The 21185-nt window shown below is 64.3% G+C and carries 19 protein-coding genes; 5 read left to right on the top strand and 14 right to left on the bottom strand.

What is annotated here, in order from left to right:
• Positions 1-74 precede the first annotated feature (74 nt).
• Positions 75-947, bottom strand: a complete 873-nt coding sequence (locus tag ACIGJB_RS06395) for a flagellar brake protein (protein ID WP_483731898.1) — start codon at positions 945-947, stop codon at positions 75-77.
• A 195-nt stretch (positions 948-1142) separates the two neighbouring features.
• On the opposite strand from ACIGJB_RS06395, the gene ACIGJB_RS06390 reads away from it, so the two are divergent.
• Both ACIGJB_RS06390 and ACIGJB_RS06385 read left to right on the top strand, forming a co-directional pair.
• On the top strand, positions 1143-1850 hold the full coding sequence (locus tag ACIGJB_RS06390) for a FadR/GntR family transcriptional regulator (protein WP_483732265.1): 708 nt from the start codon (positions 1143-1145) through the stop codon (positions 1848-1850).
• Positions 1851-1902: 52 nt separating this feature from the next.
• On the top strand, positions 1903-3009 hold the full coding sequence (locus tag ACIGJB_RS06385; RefSeq protein WP_483731897.1) for an NAD(P)/FAD-dependent oxidoreductase: 1107 nt from the start codon (positions 1903-1905) through the stop codon (positions 3007-3009).
• Here ACIGJB_RS06385 and ACIGJB_RS06380 read toward each other — a convergent pair.
• The 5 genes from ACIGJB_RS06380 to ACIGJB_RS06360 form a co-directional block, all read right to left on the bottom strand.
• Positions 2931-4205, bottom strand: coding sequence for an MFS transporter (locus tag ACIGJB_RS06380; protein ID WP_483732264.1), 1275 nt, complete (start codon positions 4203-4205; stop codon positions 2931-2933). The genes ACIGJB_RS06385 and ACIGJB_RS06380 overlap by 79 nt on opposite strands.
• A gap of 1 nt (position 4206) precedes the next feature.
• On the bottom strand, positions 4207-5319 hold the full coding sequence (gene aroC, locus ACIGJB_RS06375; protein ID WP_483731896.1) for a chorismate synthase: 1113 nt from the start codon (positions 5317-5319) through the stop codon (positions 4207-4209).
• A 76-nt stretch (positions 5320-5395) separates the two neighbouring features.
• Positions 5396-6136 carry a glutathione S-transferase C-terminal domain-containing protein gene (locus ACIGJB_RS06370; protein WP_483731895.1) on the bottom strand — a complete coding sequence of 247 codons (741 nt, stop codon included), beginning with the start codon at positions 6134-6136 and terminating at the stop codon, positions 5396-5398.
• A 19-nt stretch (positions 6137-6155) separates the two neighbouring features.
• The gene (locus ACIGJB_RS06365; RefSeq protein WP_483731894.1) at positions 6156-8054 is read right to left on the bottom strand and encodes an MFS transporter; all 1899 of its coding nucleotides are present in this window, start codon (positions 8052-8054) and stop codon (positions 6156-6158) included.
• A gap of 125 nt (positions 8055-8179) precedes the next feature.
• Positions 8180-8632 (bottom strand): CBS domain-containing protein, encoded by a 453-nt coding sequence (locus ACIGJB_RS06360; RefSeq protein WP_483711102.1) that lies wholly within the window; start codon positions 8630-8632, stop codon positions 8180-8182.
• Between the two features lie 228 nt (positions 8633-8860).
• On the opposite strand from ACIGJB_RS06360, the gene ACIGJB_RS06355 reads away from it, so the two are divergent.
• Together ACIGJB_RS06355 and ACIGJB_RS06350 are read left to right on the top strand one after the other, a co-directional pair.
• Entirely contained in the window at positions 8861-10171 is a 1311-nt protein-coding gene (locus ACIGJB_RS06355) for an O-acetylhomoserine aminocarboxypropyltransferase (protein WP_483731893.1), read from the top strand.
• A complete protein-coding gene (locus tag ACIGJB_RS06350) occupies positions 10171-10995 on the top strand; it encodes an alpha/beta fold hydrolase (RefSeq protein WP_483731892.1) in 825 nt (274 codons plus the stop codon). The genes ACIGJB_RS06355 and ACIGJB_RS06350 overlap by 1 nt, the downstream gene beginning before the upstream one ends.
• Positions 10996-11398: 403 nt before the next feature.
• Here the strand turns inward: ACIGJB_RS06350 and ACIGJB_RS06345 are convergent, their stop codons facing one another.
• From ACIGJB_RS06345 to ACIGJB_RS06315, 7 genes are all read right to left on the bottom strand, one after another.
• Complete coding sequence (locus ACIGJB_RS06345) at positions 11399-12268, bottom strand: alpha/beta fold hydrolase (protein WP_483731891.1); 870 nt, start codon at positions 12266-12268, stop codon at positions 11399-11401.
• Positions 12265-14355, bottom strand: coding sequence for an acetate--CoA ligase family protein (locus ACIGJB_RS06340; RefSeq protein ID WP_483731890.1), 2091 nt, complete (start codon positions 14353-14355; stop codon positions 12265-12267). Before ACIGJB_RS06340 ends, ACIGJB_RS06345 begins: the two co-directional genes overlap by 4 nt.
• 97 nt (positions 14356-14452) lie before the next feature.
• Positions 14453-15610, bottom strand: coding sequence for an acyl-CoA dehydrogenase family protein (locus ACIGJB_RS06335; RefSeq protein ID WP_483731889.1), 1158 nt, complete (start codon positions 15608-15610; stop codon positions 14453-14455).
• A gap of 107 nt (positions 15611-15717) precedes the next feature.
• A complete protein-coding gene (gene gcvA, locus ACIGJB_RS06330; protein WP_483731888.1) occupies positions 15718-16635 on the bottom strand; it encodes a transcriptional regulator GcvA in 918 nt (305 codons plus the stop codon).
• 153 nt (positions 16636-16788) lie between these two features.
• Entirely contained in the window at positions 16789-16974 is a 186-nt protein-coding gene (locus tag ACIGJB_RS06325; protein WP_483731887.1) for a tripartite tricarboxylate transporter substrate-binding protein, read from the bottom strand.
• A 95-nt stretch (positions 16975-17069) separates the two neighbouring features.
• Positions 17070-17414 carry a hypothetical protein gene (locus ACIGJB_RS06320; protein WP_483731886.1) on the bottom strand — a complete coding sequence of 115 codons (345 nt, stop codon included), beginning with the start codon at positions 17412-17414 and terminating at the stop codon, positions 17070-17072.
• Positions 17415-17528: 114 nt separating this feature from the next.
• A complete protein-coding gene (locus tag ACIGJB_RS06315; RefSeq protein WP_483731885.1) occupies positions 17529-18854 on the bottom strand; it encodes an MmgE/PrpD family protein in 1326 nt (441 codons plus the stop codon).
• A gap of 320 nt (positions 18855-19174) precedes the next feature.
• Here ACIGJB_RS06315 and ACIGJB_RS06310 point away from each other — a divergent pair, with 320 nt between their 5' ends.
• Positions 19175-20161: a Bug family tripartite tricarboxylate transporter substrate binding protein gene (locus tag ACIGJB_RS06310; RefSeq protein ID WP_483731884.1), complete on the top strand. Its 987-nt coding sequence runs from the start codon at positions 19175-19177 to the stop codon at positions 20159-20161.
• A 148-nt stretch (positions 20162-20309) separates the two neighbouring features.
• Here the strand turns inward: ACIGJB_RS06310 and ACIGJB_RS06305 are convergent, their stop codons facing one another.
• A complete protein-coding gene (locus ACIGJB_RS06305) occupies positions 20310-21113 on the bottom strand; it encodes an IclR family transcriptional regulator (RefSeq protein ID WP_483731883.1) in 804 nt (267 codons plus the stop codon).
• Positions 21114-21185: the final 72 nt, after the last annotated feature.

Genomic DNA, 21185 nt, shown 5'->3' with positions numbered 1-21185 from the left:
GCGCCGGGCACCATGCAAAAGAGGCACCTTCGGGTGCCTCTTTGCTTTGGCTTGTACGGTAAGGCTGCGCCGCGCTAGACCGACAGGCCGCTGCCAAGCAGCAATTGCTCGTAGATATAGCACTGCAGCAGCGTCATCTCGCGTTCGGCGAGCACATCGAAGGCAATGCCGAACGCCGGGTAGTCGGCGTCCCCGTGGCTCTCCGCCACGACCAGGGCATCGGCAAGGATCTCGCTGTCGATCGACGTGGTGCGCAAGCGAAAGCGCAGCTGGACCCGGCTGCCGACCGCCGGCGCCGGCCCGGCTGCGTGGACCAGCGCGCCGCCGGTGCTGAGATCCGACACAATCACCAGGCGCGCGGCGCCGTTCGCAAGTTCGCCGGAGAACGCATCGTGGTCACCCTCCTGCGACTGCGTCATGTAGGCAGCCAGCCGGGTCGGCACGCGGGCGGCCTTGCGCACCGGCATCTGGTCGAGCTGCGCCGGCGCCGACAGCACCAGGTAGCGGAACGGACTGCGGCACACCGCCGTGATCGTCGAAGTGAAGCTGTGGATGACACGCCCGGAAAAGCCACGCAGCAGCAGCGTGTCGCCGGCCTGCACCGGCAGGTCCCGGCCGCCCAGCTGGGGCCACGTTACGAACAGGCCTTGCTCGACGAAGCCGATCAGGCGGCTGGCCGCGGCCCGGCTGTTGTCCCCCGGCTGCTTGACGTGCAGCAGCGTCCCGACTTGCAAGCCTAGCGGCCCTGGCGGCGGCAGGTCGGCCGGCGGATGCTCGCCCGAGTCAGCATCCTGACGGCACAGCTGACCATGGCGGAACACCAGCGCCAGGTCGCGCGAGTCGGGGATCACGTTGCCGATGCCCAGCACCAGGTTGCCGCCGCCGTCCAGCAGCGACCAGGGCAACGGCGCCCCCACGGGGAGATCGTTGGGAGAGAGATGGATCATGATGGCTCCGGCATGGTAGGCGGGCAAGGACTGGTCTTTGGTCTGGCAGCTCACTGCTGGGCAGTATTCGCCATCTGATTCATATCGACGGATATCGGCAAACTTTGAGCGGCTTTTTTCAAGCCTTGACGCGCCTACGGTTGAACGGCAAAATTCACCAAAATCTGTCTGACAGCCTGACATCTCAATACCATGGTGGACGTCCTTCCACGCCCGGCCTCGCTGGCCACCCGGATCGCCCAGTCACTGCGCGAAGACATTGCCGCCGGCCGCTTCCTGGCTGGTGCACGGCTGCCAGCCGAATCCGCGCTCGCGGGCACGTTCGGCGTCAGCCGCCCGATCGTGCGCGAAGCCATCGCCCTGCTCAAGGCGGACGGCATTCTGGTGACGCGCAAGGGCGCTGGCGCCTACGTGTCCGAGACGCCGGGCGGCCAGGCGTGGCGTGTCGCGAGCGGGCCGGACGGCGGTCCCAGCCTGCCCCAGTTGTTCGAACTGCGCATGGTGGTGGAGACCGCCTGCGCCGAAATGGCGGCGGCGCGCCGCACCGACACCGACCTGCGGCAGATCCGCGAGGCGCTTGCCGCCATGCAAGATCACGCCGCGGATTTCGCTGCGGCGGCGGCCGCCGATATCGCCTTCCACCATGCCATCGCCCAGGCAGCACACAACCCCTGCTTTACGGGGCTGACCGACTTCGTCAGCCAGCAGATGCTGGCCGCTCGCCAGCGCGCCTGGGAAAACACGGCCCGGTTGCGGGCCGAACATGGCACCGCGCGCGCCGCCGATGCCGAACACGCGGCATTAGTCGAAGCGATCGCCAGCGGCAGCCCGCCCGCAGCGCGGGAGGCCGCGCTTCATCACCTGAGTGCCGCCGCACAGCGGCTGGGCCTGCCGCTGGCCTGATCGAGGCCGGGCGGCAACCGGATACAGCATCAACCAGAATCGAGGAAAGAACATGGAGAACGTGGATTGCGTGGTGATCGGCGCGGGTGTCGTCGGACTGGCCGTGGCCAGGGCACTGGCGATGAGCGGACGCGAAGTCATCATCCTGGAGGCCGAGAACGCCTTTGGCACCATCACGAGCGCGCGCAACAGCGAGGTCATCCATGCCGGCATCTATTACCCGGCCGGCTCGCTCAAGGCCGCCCTATGCGTGCGCGGCAAGGAAATGCTGTACGAATACTGTGCCTCCCACCATGTCGAGCACCAGCGCTGCGGCAAGCTGATCGTGGCGACCAGCGAGGCACAGGTGGCCACGCTCGAAGGCATCCGCGCCAAGGCCGCGGCTAACGGCGTCCATGACCTGCGCTTCCTGACGCGCGCCGAAGCCCAGGCGCTGGAGCCGCAGCTGCAATGCCACGCCGCGCTGCTCTCGCCGTCCACCGGCATCATCGACAGCCACGGGCTGATGACGGCGCTGCTCGGCGATGCCGAAAACGCCGGCGCGATGCTCGCGGTGCAGTCACCCGTATTGCGCGGCGCGATCACGCCCGCAGGCATCGAACTGGAAATCGGGAACGAGGACGGCGGCAGCACTACGCTGCTGGCCCGGACGGTCGTCAACGCAGCCGGCCTGACCGCGCCCGAACTGGCGCGCCGTATCGATGGCATGCCCGAGGCCCATATCCCCCCGCAGTACTACGCCAAGGGCTGCTATTTCACGCTGGCGGGACGCGCGCCGTTCTCGCGGCTGATTTATCCGGTGCCCGAAGCGGCCGGGCTCGGCGTACACCTGACGCTCGACATGGGCGGCCAGGCGCGCTTCGGCCCCAATGTGCGCTGGATCGACGATATCGAATACAGCGTCGATCCCGCCGATGCCGACAGTTTCTACGACGAAGTCCGCCGCTACTGGCCCGGACTGGCCGACGATGCGCTGCAGCCGGGTTATGCCGGCATCCGCCCCAAGATCAGCGGCCCGCATGAAACTGCCGCGGATTTCCGCATCGACGGCCCCGCCACGCATGGCGTGCCGGGACTGGTTCACCTGTTCGGCATCGAGTCGCCGGGGTTGACCTCGTCGCTGGCCATCGCCGAGCGCGTGGCCGCCGAACTGGCCTGAGCCGCGCCCGGCACGGCCGGGTTGCGAAAACTCATCAGCGCGCAGACCGCGCCCGCTGCTGCGGCGGCCGCCGCCAGGCCGAAGGTATGCGCGGGTGCCAGCACCTTCCACGTCCAGCCCATTACCAGTCCGCCGAGCGTGCCGCCGACGCCGTAGGAAATCCCCGTGTACAGCGCCTGCCCCCGCCCCTGCAGCGGCCCCGCGAACCAGTGCTGCAGGCGCTTGAGGCTGGCGCTGTGGTGCGCCGCGAAGGTGGCCGCGTGCAGCACCTGCACGGCGGCCATCAACCACAAGACTTCCGGGAAGTAGCCGGTCAGGCCGAATCGCACCGCGGCCAGCACGAACGTGCCGGCCAGGATCGTCGCGAGCGGCACACGCGCGAACAGCCGGCCCTGGAAGTAGAAGAACACGATCTCCGCCACCACGCCGATGGTCCACATCACGCCGATCGCGAACTTGCTGTAGCCCAGCCGCTCCAGGTAGAGCGAATAGAACACGTACAGCGCCGCGTGCGCGAACATCATCAGGAAAGCGGAAGCGAAGAACCAGGCCACGTCCGGCCGGCGCAGCAGCGGCAACGCGGGCGGTGGCCGCACGCGCGGGCCTTCGTCGGGCGCATCGCGCATGCCGAACACCATCGCCATCAAGATCGCCAGCATGGTGCTGGCCACCCATGGAAAGGCCTGCATGCCGAGCTGCTGGAACAGCGCGCCGCCCGCCAGCACGGCGGCAATGAAGCCGACCGAGCCGAACATGCGGATGCGGCCGTAGCGGTGGTCGAAGGCGCCATAGCGACGCAGCGTGGAAATGGTCAGGGCATCGCCAAGCGGCGACATCGCGCTGGTGATGAGGCTGATGGCGACCATCATCGCCATCATGCCGCCGTAGCTCTCCACCGCTGGCAGCGCCAGGAATGCCACAAGAGCGCCGACCGCCGTCAGCCGCAGGATGCGCACGCGCGTGTGCATCGTGTCCGAGAGCCAGCCCCACAGGTAGGGGCCGAGGATGCGGCTGAACTGGAACGACGCCATCAGCACGCCGATCTGCACGGCCGTGAAGCCGCGCGCCGCGAAGAACAGGCTCACGAACGGCGAGATCACGCCGACGTAGCCGTAGTACCCGAGGTAGAAGAGACCGAAGCGGCCGTAGTCAGGCCGCGCCGGAACGGCGGTGACGGTCTCGGGCGCCGCGCCCAACTCAGCCCGGCTGGCCAGGGGCCTGCGCGGCAATGCGCGGCGTGTCCACCTTGACGTCGCCGCACTGGGCGCGGTGGCGCAGCGCGTGGTCGACCAGTACCAGCGCCAGCAGCGCCTCGGCGATCGGCGTGGCGCGGATGCCCACGCACGGGTCGTGGCGGCCGAAGGTCTCGACGGTCGCCGCATTGCCCGACTTGTCGATGGACTCGCGCGGCGTGCGGATGCTGGAAGTCGGCTTGATCGCCAGCGACACGGTGATGTCCTGGCCCGTGGAAATGCCGCCCAGGATGCCGCCGGCGTTATTGCTGCGGAAACCCTGCGCGGTAAGTTCGTCGCCATGCTCGCTGCCGCGCTGCGACACGCTGTTGAAGCCGGCGCCGATCTCCACGCCCTTGACTGCGTTCAGGCCCATCATGGCGTGCGCGATATCGGCGTCGAGCCGGTCGAACAGCGGCTCGCCCAGGCCCACGGGCACATTGCTGGCGACCACTTCGATGCGCGAGCCGACCGAATCGCCATCGCGGCGCAGCGCATCCATATACGTTTCGAGTTCCGGCACGATATCGGCATTCGCGGCGAAGAACGGGTTCTCCGGCACCTGCGACCAGTCGCTGAACGGCACTTCGATTTCGCCCAGTTGCGACATATAGCCCCGGATCTCCGTGCCGAAATGTTCGCGCAGCCATTTCTTTGCCACGGCGCCCGCGGCCACCACCGGCGCGGTCAGGCGCGCCGACGAACGGCCACCGCCGCGATAGTCGCGGATGCCGTACTTCTGCCAGTAGGTGTAGTCGGCGTGCCCCGGGCGGAAGGTCTCGACGATATTGCCGTAGTCCTTGCTGCGCTGGTCGGTATTGCGGATCAACAGGCAGATCGGCGTGCCGGTGGTCTTGCCTTCGAACACGCCTGAGAGGATCTCGACCTGGTCCGGTTCCTTGCGCTGTGTGACATGGCGCGACGTGCCGGGCTTGCGGCGGTCCAGGTCGCCCTGGATATCGGCTTCGGTCAGCGCCATGCCCGGCGGGCAGCCATCCACCACCGCGCCGATGGCGGGCCCGTGCGATTCGCCGAAGGTAGTGACTGTGAAGAGCAGGCCAAGGGTATTGCCGGACATGATGGAAACCGCACAGGAATTGGGGACGGCCTACATTGTAAGGCCAATGCCCGCCCTTCTGCGCCCGGCCTGGCGCTCAGCGGCGCGGCAGTTCCCCCTGCTGCGCGGCTTCCGGATCGAAATCCGGATAGAACTCCTCGCGCATGCGCGCCACGTAGGCCACGAGGTTGGCATGTCCTTCGGCAGCGGTGCGGATCGGCGTGTCGAACAGCGGGCACAGCAGGCTGCCAGCGAAGGCGAACAGCGTGGCATCGGCGCCGCACGGCCGATCTCCCATCAGGTACGGACGGTCGCCAAGAATGTCGGCAATCGACGTCACGCCCTTGCCGGCCAGCGCAACCAGCTCGTCTTCGCTATGCCGGCCCAAGCCCTGGTTCCAAAGCGTGCGGCGCACCTTGTGACGCACCAGCCGCTCCGCCAGGCCACGTACCGGCGCCGGCACCGCGCGAAAGAACTGCGCCGGGCCACGCTTGAAGTTGGCTTCGTCAAGCCAGCGTATGCGCGCCACGGCCCAGTACAGGTTGTCTTCCATGAGCTTTTCCGCCGCCCAGGCGATGCCGCAATCCGCAGGTGTCAAGCCGGCGTCGAAGTCGATGTGGTACGTCTTCTCGATATGCCAGCGGATCAGCGTGGAGTCCGCCACGATGCGGCCCATGTCGTCCAGATACGGCAGCTTGCCCTTGGGCGCGCGCCGCAGGCTGCCTCGCCGGGTCTGGTAAGGCAGACCGGCCAGCTTGAGCAGCATTTCGGCCTTGGTGACGAAAGGGCTGGCGTCGGGCAGGCCGAAAGCGGGGCCAAAGGTGTAGAGCGTGAGCATGGCAGTACGCGAGCGCGCGCTAGCGCCATTCACCGCGCAGGGCGGTGACCATCTGCTGCAGGCCTTCCGGCGTGGCCTGGTCCGGCGGCACCGGTTCGCCGACGACCAGCTCCAGACGGCTCAGGACGCCGCGCCGGAACGGCCGCGTCATGGCCGACCCGCCCTTGCGCGAGAAAAAGCTGCCCCACAGCCCGCGCAAGGCCATCGGCACCACGGTTACCGGCGTGCGCTGGATGATCTGCTGCACGCCCTGCTTGAACGCGTTGATCTCGCCAGTCGCCGTGATCTTGCCCTCCGGAAAGATGCAGACCAGATCGCCGTCCCGCAACGCAGAGGCCACGTCGTCATAAGCCTTCGCCAGCAGCGCGGGGTCCTCATGGGCGGGCGCGATCGGAATGGCGCGGGCCTGACGGAAGAACCACGACATCAGCGGCACCTTGAAGATGCGATGGTCCATCACGAAGCGCACCGGGCGCGGGCTGGCGGCCATCAGCACCACGGCGTCGGCAAAGCTGACGTGGTTGCAGACCAGCACGGCCGGGCCATCGGCGGGAATCCGCTCGGCATTCACGCGCCGCAGCCGGTAGACCGTATGCACCAGGATCCAGGCCACAAAGCGCAGCAGGAACTCCGGCACCAGCGAATAGATGTAGATCGCCACCAGCGCATTGAGCAGGCCCACCACCAGGAACAACTCGGGAATGCTGAAGCCCGCCTGCGCCATCGCCACGCCCAGCAGCGAAGCGCCGATCATGAAGAAGCTGTTCAGGATGTTGTTGGCGGCAATGATGCGCGCGCGATGCGTGGGCGCACTGCGGCTCTGGATCAGCGCGTACAGCGGCACGCTGTAGAAGCCGCCGAACATGGCCAGCAGCAGCAAGTCGACCAGCACACGCCAGTGGCCCGGCCCCGCGAGGAAGCCGCCAACGCCGGTCAGCGTGCCGCTCGCCTGCCCGTGGCTGGCAAAGTACAGGTCCACCGCGAACACCGTCATGCCGATCGAGCCGAACGGCACCAGGCCGATCTCGACATGCCGGCCCGACAAGCGCTCGCACAGCAGCGAGCCGATGCCGATGCCCACCGAGAACACCGCCAGCAATAGCGTCACCACGTTCTGGTCGCCGCCCAGCACGTCCTTGGCAAAGCTGAAGAACGAGGTCAGGAAGGTCGCGCCCAGGAACCATAGCCACGAAATCCCCAGCAGGCTCAGGAAAACCGTGCGGTTCTCGCGCGCCAGCATCAGGTTGCGCCAGGTCTCCGTGAACGGGTTCCAATTAATGCGCAGGTCGGGCTGCGGCGCAGGCGACACCGGCACGCCGCGCGACACCACGCGTCCGGCCACGGCAAGGCCGACGCAGGCCACGCCGACATAGAGCGGCCCGATCAGCTTGCCGCCCTGCTCCAGCCCGGCCAGTTCGCCACCGAGCAGCGTGCCAAGCAGGATCGCGACAAAGGTCCCCATCTCGACCAGCCCGTTGCCGCCAACCAGTTCGGATTCCTCGAGATGCTGCGGCAGGTAGGCGAACTTGACCGGCCCGAAGAGCGTGGAATGCAGGCCCATCAGGAAGGTGCCCGTGTAGAGCAGCGTGGCGTTGTGCCAGGCGAAGCCGGCGCAGCCGAGCGCCATGATGGCGATCTCGAGCGACTTCACCAGCCGGATCAGGCGCGATTTTTCGATCTTGTCGGCGATCTGCCCGCTGGTCGCCGAGAACAGCACGAACGGCGCGATGAAGACCGCCGAGATCAGGAAGGCGGCGCTGCGGGCGTCCACGCCCTCGAACAGCGCCGTGTGATAGGTCACCAGCGAGGTGAAGGCGACCTTGAAGACGTTGTCATTCATCGCCCCCAGGAACTGGGTCCAGAAGAACGGGGCGAAACGGCGCGCGCCGAGCAGTCGAAACTGGCTGTTTTGGCTCATGTTGGCAGGCTTGGGGCCCGGATGGGTTGGCCCCGGGATTCTGCCGGGGCGGCGTTCCGGCCGCCATCATGCCATCACGATGGCCGGACTGCACCTAGGCCGAGACACACCCGGCCCGGCGTTGCTCAGTCTGCGCGTTCCTGCTCTTCGGGCCAGTCGCGGATATAGGCCTTGAGCATCTTGTTTTCGAAGCTCTGGTCTTCCACCACCGCCTTGGCCACGTCGTAGAACGAAATCACGCCCATCAGCGTGCGGTTGTCGAGGATCGGCAGGTAGCGGGTGTGACGCTCCAGCATCATGCGGCGCACCTCGTTGACGTCGGTCTCCATGGTGCAGGTGAGCGGCGCATCGTCCATCACCTTGCGAATGCTGGTGTTGCCGACACTGCCGCCGTTCCTGGCCAGCGTCTCGATGATCTCGCGGAAGGTCAGCATGCCGACCAGGTCGCCGTACTCCATGACCACCAGCGAGCCGATGTCGTGCTCCGCCATGGTGTGGACGGCTACCAGCAAGGCGGTGTCAGGCGTCACGGTGTAGAGCGTATTGCCCTTGATCTGGAGGATGTCGCTGACTTTCATGTGTGTCTCCGCTACCGGTGCCTGCGGCATGGCGCCCTGCCGGAAACGGGGGGGGCCGAATGCCTTTTTATCTGTTCATGGGATGTCCGGGCAGGGGTTGCCCGTGCGCCGATGCTAGCCCAGATCGCCCGGATAAGTAAAGCACAGGCCGGTTTCCGGGCGGATGACCCCATCGCCGCACGGGCGATGCTACGATGCAGCCCGGAGACAACTCTCGCTCGAATCCCCATGTCCGGTACCCGTTTCGACACGCTGGCGCTGCACGCCGGCGCCGCGCCCGACCCCGCCACCGGGGCCCGCGCCACGCCCATCCACCTGACCACCTCGTTCGTGTTCAAGGACAGCGAGCATGCGGCGTCGTTGTTCAATATGGAACGCGCGGGCCACGTGTACTCGCGCATTTCCAACCCCACCGTGGCGGTGCTGGAAGAGCGCATCGCCGCGCTGGAGAACGGCGCGGGCGCCGTCGCCACCGCCTCCGGGCAGGCCGCGCTGCACCTGGCCGTGGCCACGCTGATGGGTGCCGGCTCGCATATCGTTGCCTCCACCGCGCTGTACGGCGGCTCGCACAACCTGCTGCACTACACGCTGCGCCGCTTCGGCATCGAGACCACGTTCGTCAAGGCGCGCGACATTGACGCGTGGCGCGCCGCCATCCGTCCGAACACGCGCCTGCTGTTCGGCGAGTCGCTGGGCAACCCCGGCCTCGACGTGCTCGACATCCCGACCCTGGCGCAGCTCGGCCAGGACAACGGCATTCCGCTGCTGGTCGATTCCACCTTCACCACGCCCTACCTGCTGCGCCCGTTCGATCTTGGCGCGGGCCTGCTCTACCATTCGGCCACCAAGTTCCTGGGCGGTCATGGCACCACCATCGGCGGCGTGCTGGTCGAAGGCGGCACGTTTGATTTCGAAGCCTCGGGCCGCTTCCCGGAATTGTCGGAGCCGTACGAAGGCTTCCACAACATGGTCTTCACCGAGGAAAGCACGGTCGCGCCGTTCCTGCTGCGCGCGCGGCGCGAAGGCCTGCGCGACTTCGGCGCCTGCATGAACCCGATGGCCGCGTGGCAACTGCTGCAAGGCGTGGAAACGCTGCCGCTGCGCATGGCGCGCCATGTCGAGAACACGCGGCGCGTGGTGCAGTTCCTGGCCTCGAACCCGATGGTCGAGTCCGTCGCCTACCCGGAGCTGGAGTCGCACCCCGACTATGAACTGGCCAAGCGCCTGCTGCCGCGCGGCTGCGGCGCCGTGTTCAGCTTCAACCTGAAGGGCAACCGAGAAGCCGGCAAGCGCTTTATCGAAAGCCTGTCGCTGTTCTCGCACCTGGCCAACGTCGGCGATGCGCGCTCGCTGGTGATCCACCCGGCCTCGACCACGCATTTCCGCATGGACGCTGCGGCGTTGCAGTCGGCTGGCATCACGGAAGGCACGATCCGACTGTCGATCGGCCTGGAAGACGCCGACGACCTGATCGAGGACCTCAAGCGCGGCCTGAAGTCCGCCGAGAAGGCCATGAGCGGCAAGGGAGGGCAAGCCTGATGGAACTGAAGATCGCTGGCCAGCCGGCCTACGCCTACACCGGCGGCAAGCCGTTCGACCCCGCCCTGCCCTGCGCCGTGTTCGTGCATGGCGCGCAGAACGACCACAGCGTCTGGGGACTGCAAACGCGCTGGTTCGCCAACCATGGCTTCTCCGTCCTGGCGGTGGACCTGCCCGGCCACAACCGCAGCAAGGGCGCACCGCTGGCAACAGTCGAAGAGATGGCCGACTGGGTAATGTCGCTGGTGGCCGCTGCCGGCGTGACGGCGCCGGTACTGGTGTTCGGCCACAGCATGGGTTCGCTGATCGCCCTCGAATGCGCGGCGCGGCATGCGCCGTCCGTGCGCGGCATCGCCATGCTGGCAACGGCCTATCCGATGAAGGTATCGGATGCGCTGCTCGACGCCGCGCTCAACCGCGAAGGCCAGGCCATCGCCATGGTCAATGCGTGGTCGCACTCGAGCCTGGCCAACAAGCCGTCATCCCCCGGGCCTGGCGCGTGGATGCAGGGCGGCAGCCAGCGGCTGATGGAACGCGTCGCGCGCAACAACCCGTCGGTCCATGTCTTCCATAACGACTTCACCGCCTGCAACACCTACGCGCATGGCGAGGAAGCCGCGGCGGCACTGTCCTGCCCCGCACTCTTCATCACGGGCAGCAAGGACATGATGACCCCGCCCAAGGCCGCACAGGCACTGGCCGCGAAGATGTCCCATGCCAGCATGGTTTCGGTCCCGTGCGGCCACGCCATGATGGGCGAACGGCCGGACGAAGTCCTCGATGCACTGTCGGGCTTTGCGCGCAAGGTCGTAGCGGCGCGCTGAGCCGTCGCACCGGCGGACGGCCCGCGTGGCGCCGTCCGCGGCTTTTGGCAGTTGCGTCTGGCACTCGTCCCCAGCGCGGGGCCGCGGATGAACGAGAACAGCAAGCGGTCATTGCGGCACAGCGTCACGCGGCAGCCCAGAGCAGGCTATTGAATCGGCCACCGCATTTCGATGACGGAGATAGAGGACCTGTGATTCTCTGACGGCGGTGGTCTGTTCCCGGCCATCTACGGACGTTGGTCCGCACGTGCACTGGGACATTCAAATGTCGATTCCGCAGCAGACAGCGGCCACTCAGGCGGCCCTAGCCAAGTACGTCGGTATCAGTGAAGGCACGCCATAGTCCAGGGCCAGGGGAAAATCCATGGTAAAAATCACTGCGAGGAAAACAGTTCGGTGTTATTCAGTTGTCCTCGGCAAACCAACGCAAAAGCAACTGATTGACTTCCTCCGGGCGTTCGTATTGCACCCAATGCCCAGCGGCTGGCACAAGACACCACTCCCGATTCGGTGAATCGCCTGCAATCTTCTGCGCTGCCTCGACGGGATTTGCCGTTACGTCGTGCTCGCCCCAAATGAGAAGCGTGGGGCCTTGATAGCTATCGAGGGCCGGCTCAAGCAGCGCGCCCCGCGAGATGGCCTTGCTACGAAAACGCGTGGCGAGGCAAGTGTGCTCATGCACGCTCATGGCGAGCGCGTCAATGTTTGCTGCGTCGTGCAGCATGAGCGCCGCAAGGTTATGCCTCAACCCATGCAACATCTGCTCGCGATCTTCCGTACGCCAATTGATCATTTCCATTTTTTGGCGCCGACTTCCTCCGTGCCCCGCCGAGCCCAGGAGCGCAAGCTTGCCAACATTCGGCAATGCTGCAGCCAGACGCGCGGCAACAAGGCCACCAAAGGAGAAGCCTGCCAGCCCGAAATCGTCGGCAGTCCCGAACCATTCTTCGAGACTGCGGGCGACAGTTTCAACAAGCCGCTCAAGGCGGTCGGCAGCGTGCGGATCCCCATCCAGCGCCGCAGAGTCCCCGAAGCCTGGCAGGTCCGGCAACAAGAGCGTGTGCTGCTGGCTGAGCGCTTCTATATTGCGCACCCAGTGCATCCAACTGCCGTGACCGCCATGAATCAGCACCAGCGGCGCCCCCTGGCCGACCTCTCGCCAGACGATCTCGGTGGGTCCCGAGCGGTCCCTGCGGAGCGTCGTCATCGCGCTGATCCGACCGAGGATCTCGTCCGGCCCTGCTGTGGAGGGCACCGCTGTTGTCATCATCATGCCTGCAGGACTAGCGCATCGACCGCCAGCACGCCCTCGCCTTCCGGGAGCACCATGAGCGGATTGACCTCTGCTTCGGCGATGCGAAGCTCAGGCTTCACGGCGAGTTGGGACAAGGCTGATACGGCATTCGCCAGCGCCTCGAGATCGCCCTTTTGCTTGCCACGGAGCCCGGAGACCGTCTTCAGCGCCTTCACTTCGGCGATCATTTCCCGTGCCACGTCAAGCGTCACTGGCGCAAGACGGATGCTCCGGTCACGCGCAACTTCTGCCCAGATGCCGCCAGCAGCAAGCATCACAATCGGACCCGCTTCCGGATCGACGCGATAGCCAACGAGGACTTCGGTCAGTCCCTTGGTCATCGGCTGGACAAGCACCTCGTCACAGCGCTTGTCGCCCGCACGCTCCCGGAGGTTTTCACGCAGCGTCGACAAGGCCGACTCCAGTTCGAGCTGCCCATTGATTCCGAGGACCACGCCGCCCACCTCGGTCTTGTGAGGAATTTCCGGGGAGCACACCTTGGCGACGACCGGGAATGCAAACGGCAGTTGACTCGCCGGACCTGCCAGGGGCATGGTCACCGCCTGTGCATGCGGAACGCCTACCTGGTCGAGAATGGCGTATGCCTGCGCTTCGCTTAATGGCTTCGCATCGGTCAGATCTCCGGTGGCAAGCGGTTGCTTTCCCGGCGTACGGCGCGCAAACAGGGATGCAATGGCATCGGCGCAAGCTTCCGGTGAACGGAAGCAAGGTACACCTGCCTCCGTCAGCGAACGCAGGGCTTCCGGGGCGTCGGGCACAAGCATCGCCGCCAGTGGCTTACTGCTGGAGGCACTGTCGATAATCGGCTTGACAGCCAGGTGCGGTTGGAAGCGAGCGGATGAACCCACCACTGCCAACACGACATCGAATTCGGGCGCTTCGAACATGATGTCGAGAGCGCCCTTCATGACGCTGTAGTTAGTACCAGCCAGGGTCAGGTCCAGTACCCTGCCCGGCGATACTGCAATACCGGCGGCTTCCAGTTTGGCCAACGTTTCCGCGGAAGCAGGCTCTACGACCACATCTCGGATGCCCAGTTGGTCCACCGCCATTGCTGCACCGCCGCCGGTAGTCGTCACAACACCAACCCGGCGCAGCGAAGCATCCTTGGTCGGTAGCGGGATTCGCTTGGCCAAGGGGAATGTCTCCAGCAATGCCTCCAGGATGCCGACACGAGCAATGCCGAGGTCCTTGAGGAAAGCGTCTGCAATGTCATCTTCACCGGCGAGCGCTCCGGTGTGAGTGGCTGCCATCTCCGCTGCGGCAGCAGAGCGACCGAGCTTGTAGGCAATGACCGGCTTGCCGCGCTTTGCCGCCTCAACTGCAAACGCGCGCAGTTGGTCGCCATGACGCAGGCTTTCGAGGAACAGGAGATAACCCTCGATCGAGGGGTCGTCAAGCGTTGCCGAGCAAATTTCGCCAACGCAGAGATCCGCCTCACCGCCAACAGACACGAGACCCGCAAAGCCCACCCCGCGCGCTTTACCACGGGAAACCAGCGAGCCGATCATGCTGCCGCTGTGGGAAGCGACGAACACCTTGCCACTCGGCAGCTCCGGCTCGGCAAATGCGGCATTGGCGGTCAGAACCAGCCCTGCGCTCGGGTTGATGACACCCAGGCTGCTTGGTCCCAGCACGCGGATGCCCGTGTCCTTGCTGAGTTTGCGCAGCGCTTCCTCGCGCGCCGCGCCTTCCGGCCCCGACTCGGAGTACCCGCTGGCCAGGATAGTGACCACCTTCACGCCCAACCTAGCACATTCCGCGACGGCTTCGAGCACCGTGCTGGTCGGCGTCAGAATGAAGACGTGGTCCGGAACCTCCGGCAGCGCAGCCAGGCTTTCATAGGCCGTCTCCCCCTGAACCGTACGACGGTTCGGGTTGATGGGATAGATCTTTCCTTGGAATCGCGCCGCACGCAGGAACTTCAGCGGCCGGCCTGCCGTCTTCCCGGCGTCATCCGAGGCACCATACAGCGCCACACTTTTGGGAGCCAGGAGCGCTTGGGCCAAAGCTGCGTCTGCATGGGTCGAAGCGGAGGTGTTCATACTCAATCCAGTGTCTCTTACATTCTTCTGTTCACACTGCGCGCCGCAAGTATCGGCGTGCAGCCTACTGCGCTAGTTCGGCAACGATCTGCAGCGCTCAACCGGCCTTCGGCGGACGTTGCGAGAAGGTTCGCTCGAACACGCCTTCCGCGATACGGTTCTTCAGCATCTCAATGGAGCCACCGGCAATCATCCAGCCGCGGATGCGACGCAGGCAGTACTCGACGATGGATTCCTGGCTGTAGCCCATGCCGCCCATGATCTGCAGTGCCTCGTTTGCCACGTCCCAGCCCGCCTGATTGCAGGCAAGCTTGGCCATCGCTGTGCTATGCGCCGAAGGCAAGCCATGCTCGCCTTCCATCGCAGCACGGTACAGAAGCAACTGCGCCGACTCGAGTTTCAGCGCCATCTCGGCAAACTTCCACTGGATGCCCTGGAATTCGCACAGCTCGCGACCAAACTGCTTGCGGATCTTCGCGTGTTCCTTGGCGACATTGAAGCAATGACGGCCTAGAGCCAGCGAGCGCGACGAATTGCCCAGGCGCTCGACGTTGAATCCCGAGATCTGCCGCTTGAAACCACCTTCGCCCAGCAGCAAGTTCTCCTTCGGAATACGGCAGTCTTCGAAGTAGAGCTGGCACCACTCTTCGCCACTCATGAATTTCGAAGGCTCGCCAACCTGGAAGCCGGGGGCACCGCGCTCGACCAGAACAGAGCCGATACCACCAACACCCGGACCAAACCGCACGTAAATGAGAAAGAGCTCCGCCTCGGGGCTGTGGGTCGAGAAGATCTTGCTGCCGTTGATGACGTAGTGGTCAACATCAAGGCGTGCGGAGGTCTTGAGCTCAGTCACTGCAGAGCCAGCTTCCGGCTCGGTCATGCCGAGTGCGATCAGCTTCTTGCCTGCCAGCAGGTCAGGGAGAAAGCGTGCCTTTTGCTCTGCGGACGCATACTCGACGAAGGTACGAATGGGGCCAAAGTTGCCCGCCTGCACGATGTCCGCGCTCTTCGGGCAGACAAGGGCTACCTCCTGAATTGCGATCACAGCGTGCATCAGGGTGCCGCCTTGACCACCATCCTCTTCCGGAAACGCGATGCCCAGGAGACCCTGCTCTGCCAGCATCCCTGCAGCATCCCACGGGTACTGAGCCGAATGCGCTCGCTCCAGTGCTCCCGGCGCCAGCTTGTCTTGGGCAAAACGGCGAACGGATTCTGCAAAGGCCTGATGTTCTTCGCTAAGTTCGAAATTCATTTCTGTCTCTCTCGTTGGATTCTTGACAGGTGTCAGGATCGCCCATCGAGGTCGAGTTGAGAACTTCGCGTTTGGATTTTAGCTAGAACAAATTGGAATGCCTGTATTCACGACTGGGACTCGCCGGCTTCCTTGGCCACCGTCTCCAGCAACCAATCGCGGAACGCCACGATTTTTCGCGACTCTCTCTGCACATGAGGACGGACGAGGTAATAGGCTTTTTCCCTGCGATAGGGCAGTTCGAAAGGCCGAATCAACCGTCCGGACTCGAGCTCGGATTTCAGCATGGCCGTCTGACCGATTGCGATGCCAAGCCCGTCAAGGGCAGCCTGCCATGTCATCACGGAGCTACCGAAGCTCATCCGCTCCGTGTCCTGGGCGACGTCAGTCAATTGCGCGAATGCAAGCCAATCATCCCAATCGGCGCGTCGGTAGTGCGACACCAGAAGCCGATGCTTTAGCAGTGACTGCAGCGCCTTGCCCCGCGTTCCTTTGTGGCTTTGGAGGTAAGCGGGCGTGCAAACCGGCTCGATTTCGTCGCCAAACAGCATATCGCTGCTGACCCGAGGCCAGTGGCCGTCCCCAAACTGAATGGCGAGGTCTGCCGGATCCCGGTCAAAGTCCACGTCCGGAATGGCATTGTCGATCCGCACTTCGATACTGGGAAACTGGGCCTGAAAATCCGGCAACCGTGGAATCAGCCACTTGGCTGCGAACGTCGTGTAAGTGCGCACGCGCAAGGCGCCCTGTGAGGTGCTCCTGAGCAGCCGCGCCGTCGCAGTGGCCACAGCGTCAAATGCCGGGACGACTTCATCCGCATAGCTTTGACCCGCACGCGTCAAGCTCACGCCATGGCGCTCCCGACGAAACAGCTCGACGCCAAGATACATTTCAAGGACCGCGATCTGACGGCTGACCGCGGACTGGGAAACGTGCAGCTCCTGCGCCGCGAGCGTCAGGTTCTGCGTTCTGGCCACGACTTCGAAGACCCGCAATGGATTCATCGGAGGAATGCGTCGCGCCATGTCACAGAACCTTGAGGGATGATTTTTTATTATATCTGACCATGCTTGCAGAGTGCATACGCCAAGGCGGCGAGCGCCTGTAATCCTCGCTCTCGATTCACATAAGTGAGTTCTGGCCTTTTTTCCCGGCAGCGCTCTGAACCATTATTTGGCTCATCCGGACGGCAACCACCGCCGACCAGTTTCAGAGGAGTACGTATTGTCAGCGCTGGCCAACGGGCCTGGATGCGCGGCGGACAGATTGCCGGGATTGGCCTTCGCGTAAGCGACGAAATCCTTGAGCGCCTTGTAGGGGCTGGCGGTTGGTACTTCAAGCACCAATGGCGTGATGGCAATCATGCCGACGCCAACAAAGTCGGCCGCGGTAAACGGTCGACGACCAGGCGTAAGGCGAGGCGTGACCGCGAGCTGGCCGGATCAGATCGGACGACGCATCAATGCTCCGCCGAGGCGCGTGACCGGGAAAACCAGCCGAAGATTCGTAGACGGCGCGTCGTCGCCCAGAACAGGGCGCGAAGCGCGGGGCAGTCGCCCGCCTTGTGATGGGCATGCTTCAGGCGATCCAGTGCGAGCGGCGGGCAGATTTCAGCGGCCGCAGCGAACGCGATAAGGCACGTTCTTGGGTGCGCATCTTTCAGATGCAATCGCAGAGCCGCCTCAATCAATGCGGTGTGGTCAGCATCTTGGCGGCCGGCTTGCAGGGCTGCGTCGGCCCGCAGGCATTTCGTGAACGTGACGACTTCGCAGCGCAGCAGTGAAAGCTCTGCAAGGAGCGGCATGGTTGGGGCGCTAGATCGGAGGCCGGTGCCCCAACAGCGCCGCGCGGCATCTCGGCGTTTGGCTTGCGCGGCATCGGCGCGGCAGAACCCCCGTATGTCGTTCGCCCAGTTCGTTCATGGCAACGACGACGCCGTCTCGAGCGTCCACAGACGTTGAAGCAACGCCTTCGTCGCGGCGCCACCCAGGACAGGCCCGGCGAGCTCAAAGAACTTCTCGTTCAGATCCTCATCGCTGAGCGGCTCCTCGGGGTCTCCCTTGCGATTCGGCTGCAGGTATTCAAGCTCCCGACCATCACGCAGACGGACAGCCACACGTGCCGCGCGCTTTCCAGGAAACGCTGCATCGATCTCCGGATCCACCTGAAGGTCGATGCGTTGCATCAATGCACGCACCGATGCATCGGCCAACCGCTCCGGCGTGAATGCCGCCAAGCGCACGCTACCGTGAATGAGCGCGTTCGACACTACGTACGGTAGGCTGAAGCGCCCTTCTGCCGCGGTCTGCGGATTCGGATTGCCAGCGACCTCGAGGGCTGGGCGATACGTCGCCACGCGAACGCTTTCGATTTCGTCAGCGGAAAAGCCATGCTGTCGCTGAAGGATCTGCGCACCGTCGATTGCTGCGAAGGTGTGTCCGCAGCAAGCGTGGTTCTTGAAAGTCATCTGGGTGATGTTGTATTCGCGCCCGAGCGTCGCCGCCGCCGCTTGCCAGTCTGGGCCATTGCTCATTGCCCGTCCGATGCCCGCCTCACCGTCGATAACATCCAGCGAGCCTGTAACACCTGCCTCGGCGGCCAAGGCCGCCAGAACACCGCCCTCTGCCGCGCGGCCGGAATGCAATGGCTTCGACATCGAATCCATGCGGAATGCCTGCTGCAGGCCCGCCGCGAACGTTGCGCAGGTTGCCAAGGCATGAGCGGTCCGTTTGGCATCAAGCTTCAGGACGGCTGCCGCCGCCGCAACGGCGCCAAACGTGCCGACCGTGCCGGTGTTATGCCAATACTTGTAATGCGTCCGACCCATGGCTGCGCCAATGCGAGTGGACACTTCATAGCCGATGATGACCGCACGCAGGAATGCCTTGCCGTCAATATTGCGCGCCTGGCCAGCCGCCAACGCGGCCGCAATGGTTGGAGCCCCCGGGTGGTAGATGGCGTGCTTGTAGATGTCATCCACCTCGACGGTGTGGGCTGCAGTGCCATTGATCAGCGCCGCCGTCCTGACCGTCGCCTTGCGTCCCAGCGCCAAACGTGCGTCGCCACGATCCAGGTCCTCGGCCAGCGCCATCTCCAGCAAGGTGCCAGGAGTCGCCACCGCCCCGGGAATCAACGCTGCATACCAGTCGACGACCGCGCGCTTGGCGTGGTGAATGACTTCGCTCTCGGCGGCGCCCGATCCCGGGTTTTCTGCATAAGCGGCAAATGTCTCGATGATTGTCATGGACTTTAGTGGCGACGTGCGCACATTCAGGTTCGGCTGACTCTGTATGTTGGCTCACGCCGATGCATGTGACAACTTCCAATTCGGGACGGAGCCATGAGTTTTTCGAAGCCCAGGGACAGCGCCTAATAGCCGCCTCTTAGCGATGACTTTTTGTCATGCCACAGGACGGAATGGGTATTTCTCCCGCGACAGGAAATCGCCCACTATTGCGACTAAACGGACCCGTCGTGTCGTGCGCAAGTTCGAACGCTCGCGCTCAAAGAGATGCGCGCCCAATCCATGGCGACAACGTCCGAAGGTTTCTTGGAGACAGCAATATGCAATTCCCTCGTCCACTCTCGGGCGTGGCAGCGGGCGTCCTTCTGACGCTTGGCGCCGCCCTTACTGCAACCCCCGCCAATGCCGCAGGCCCCTATCCTTCGGCCCCCATCCGGATCGTCGTTGGCTACCAGGCCGGCGGTCCGACGGACTTGACGGCGCGCCTGATTGCGGCCGCCATGCAAGCATCGATGGGGCAACCCGTGATCGTGGAGAACAAGGTCGGTGCAGGGTCCAATATCGCATCCGATTACGTCGCCTCATCCCCGCCTGATGGTTACACGCTGCTTCTGGCTGCAGCGCCAATCACGATGACGCGTTACCTCTACAAGAATCTGAAGTTCGATGTCCTGAAGAGCTTTGAGCCCATTGCCAACGTGATGAACGCACCGGCAGTACTGGCCGTGTCCAAGACGCTACCTATCACCGATCTGAAGTCGTTGATCGCGCTGGCGAAGAAAAAGCCTGGAACTCTTTCGTTCGGTTCTACCGGCCCAGGCGGGTCGCAACACCTTGCCGGCGAACTGCTGAAGCAAAAGGCCGGGATCGACCTGCTGCATGTGCCCTATAAGGGCGCATCGGGCGCCTTGACAGACCTGATGGCAGGAAACGTCGACATGGTTTTCATGACCTCGATGTCTGCACTGCCGGCGCTGAAGTCAGGCAATCCGCGTCCATTGGCTGTCGCTTCGAAGAAGCGCCTGCCGCAAATGCCCAATGTCCCCACCATGGATGAATCGGGATTGCCGGGATTCGAAGCTGACTCCTGGAATGGGTTGTTGGCTCCGGCAGGCACGCCTGCTCCGATTCTTGATCGCCTCAACGCTGAGGTGAACAAGGCGCTCGCCTCACCCGCCGTTCGCGACAAACTCGAAGCACAGGGCGCAGTGGTCGTCGGCGGCTCCCGCCAGGACTTCAAGAAGTATCTGCAACACGAAGTCGATCGCTGGGGCACGGTCTTTAAGACCGTGAAAATCTCTCTGTGATCTCGCTATCCGGCGGCACCACGCCGCCGGTCTTCCGACGTCTGCATCACGAACCGAGGGACATCATCCATGCCACGCCTTCGTGCGCTTCAATTTGCTGTCTGTCTTACCGTATGACTGACATCATCCGTTGGGTAGAGTCGACGCCCTACTCCCCCCGGACCATCCGCGCTTGTATCGCCGCTGCAAGCTCCATCAGTGGCTGGGCCAGCGCTTCCTCGACAGCGCCGGCATCCTGTTGCGTGGATACGCTGACGTTCAGTACATGGACGGCATATTCGTCAAAGCGCATTGGTGTTGCCATGGCCACGACCTGAGGCTGCCATGACGCAACGCAGTAGCCCTTCTCATGCACGTAACACACCGCAGCATCGATTTCCCGTCGCAGTGGGCCCCAGCCGCGGCCGCGGTTCTTGTCGGCCATGACCCTCATCATCGTGCTGAAGGCCTCTGGTGACAGCGTTGCCAGGTGCGCGCGGCCGAGAGAGGTCAGCGCCATCGGGATGCGCTGTCCGCTCACCACCGTACGCAGTGACTGGCGCCGGTTGTAGCGGAACGACTCCAGGTAAATCATCTCGTCGCCCTCCGCCATCGCCAGTCCGACATTGATCTTGTGACGCATGGCAACCTCGGCCATCATCGGTCCTGCGACCCGGAGGATCTGCGAGCCGTCGCGCATCGCATGCGCCATACCGAGGATCGGCACACCCAGCCGGTAGGCCCGGAACTGCGGGACATACTCGAGCATGCCGGTCTCTATCAGCGACTGCGTCAGGCGGCTGACTGTGGAGCGGGACAAGCCGGTGCGCTCGGCAATTTCGCTGTTACCGAGCATGGACGAGCCGGCGCGAAAGGCGCGTAGTACTGCAATGCCACGCTCTAGCGAGCGGTTGGGCGTCGCCTTGCCTTGGCCTGGTTTGATCCGTTCGATGTTGACGATGCTGTTCGGCATGGCAGGGAATCACTGCGGGCCAGTGACCGTTCTGGAAGTCGGCTCCCGGCGCATGCGCATGTTGGGTTGCAG

The sequence above is a fragment of the Cupriavidus sp. C2SS-8b genome, assembly GCF_057073745.1.
The sequence above is the reverse complement of the archived record's forward strand: the minus strand, read 5'-3'. Positions and strand labels throughout refer to the sequence as shown.